Here is a 1,251-nt window from a genome sequence, read left to right as displayed (position 1 = left end):
CGAGGTACTATCGCAGATTAAAGATGGTGCAACCATTCTGATTGGTGGTTTTGGTACCACAGGACAACCCGCTGAACTCATTGATGGACTAATTGAACTGGGTATTAAAGACCTCACCATTGTCAGCAACAATGCCGGTAATGGCGATTACGGTCTGGCTAAACTGCTTAAAGCAGGATCAGTTAAAAAAGTGATTTGCTCTTTCCCACGTCAGTCAGACTCTTATGTGTTTGATGAACTGTACCGTGCCGGAAAAGTAGAGCTTGAAGTGGTTCCACAAGGTAATCTGGCTTGTCGTATTCAGGCAGCTGGTATGGGATTAGGCGCTGTGTTTACCCCAACAGGCTTTGGAACACTTTTAGCTGAAGGTAAAGAAACTCGCCAGATTGATGGTAAAGACTACGTACTCGAATATCCAATTAAGGCTGACTTTGCCTTGATTAAAGCTTATAAGGGCGATCGCTGGGGCAATCTGGTTTACCGTAAATCTGCACGTAACTTTGGCCCCATTATGGCCATGGCTGCTGATGTCACCATTGTTCAGGTTTCTGAGGTGGTTAAGCTAGGTGGATTAGATCCAGAGCACATTATTACCCCAGGTATTTTTGTACAGCACGTTGTTCAAGTACAGCCCGCACAGTAAGCAATAAGGAGAAATAACATGAGCTACCAGAAACTCAGCCGTGACCAGATTGCAAAACGTGTGGCACAAGATATTCCAGATGGTGCCTATGTGAACTTGGGTATTGGTTTACCAACCAAGATTGCAAGCTACCTACCTAACGACAAAGATATTTTTCTTCACTCTGAAAATGGTCTGTTGGCTTTTGGCCCACCGCCAGCAGAAGGTGAAGAAGACCCTGAACTGATTAATGCAGGTAAAGAGTTTGTGACCATGCTTGAAGGTGGCAGTTTTTTCCATCATGGCGACTCATTTGCGATGATGCGTGGTGGACACCTTGATATTGCCGTGCTTGGAGCCTTTCAGGTTGCAGCGAATGGTGACTTGGCCAACTGGCATACAGGTGCACCAGATGCAATTCCTGCGGTAGGTGGTGCGATGGATTTAGCTGTAGGTGCTAAAAAAGTATTTATCACTACAGACCACGTAACCAAGCAAGGTGAACCGAAGATTGTGGCTGAGCTGAGCTATCCGGTAACGGGAAAAAACTGTGTTGACCGTATTTACACCGACCTATGTGTGATTGATGTGACCCAAGATGGTTTGAAAGTAATTGAGAAAGTGGAAGG

Annotated in this window: 2 protein-coding genes; both read left to right on the top strand. The window is 45.5% G+C overall.

All coding sequences use genetic code 11. From position 1 onward, the window contains the following. The coding region (locus FY048_RS18910; protein ID WP_446092161.1) for a 3-oxoacid CoA-transferase subunit A at positions 1 to 643 on the top strand (643 nt) is incomplete at its 5' end. Between the two features lie 18 nt (positions 644 to 661). Further along, positions 662 to 1,251: 3-oxoacid CoA-transferase subunit B (locus tag FY048_RS18905; RefSeq protein ID WP_446092160.1), on the top strand; the 590-nt coding region annotated here is incomplete at its 3' end.

This window comes from Acinetobacter sp. 1124_18A (assembly GCF_052824995.1).
Note: the sequence above shows the minus strand (reverse complement) of the source record. Positions and strands in the feature narration are given on the sequence as shown.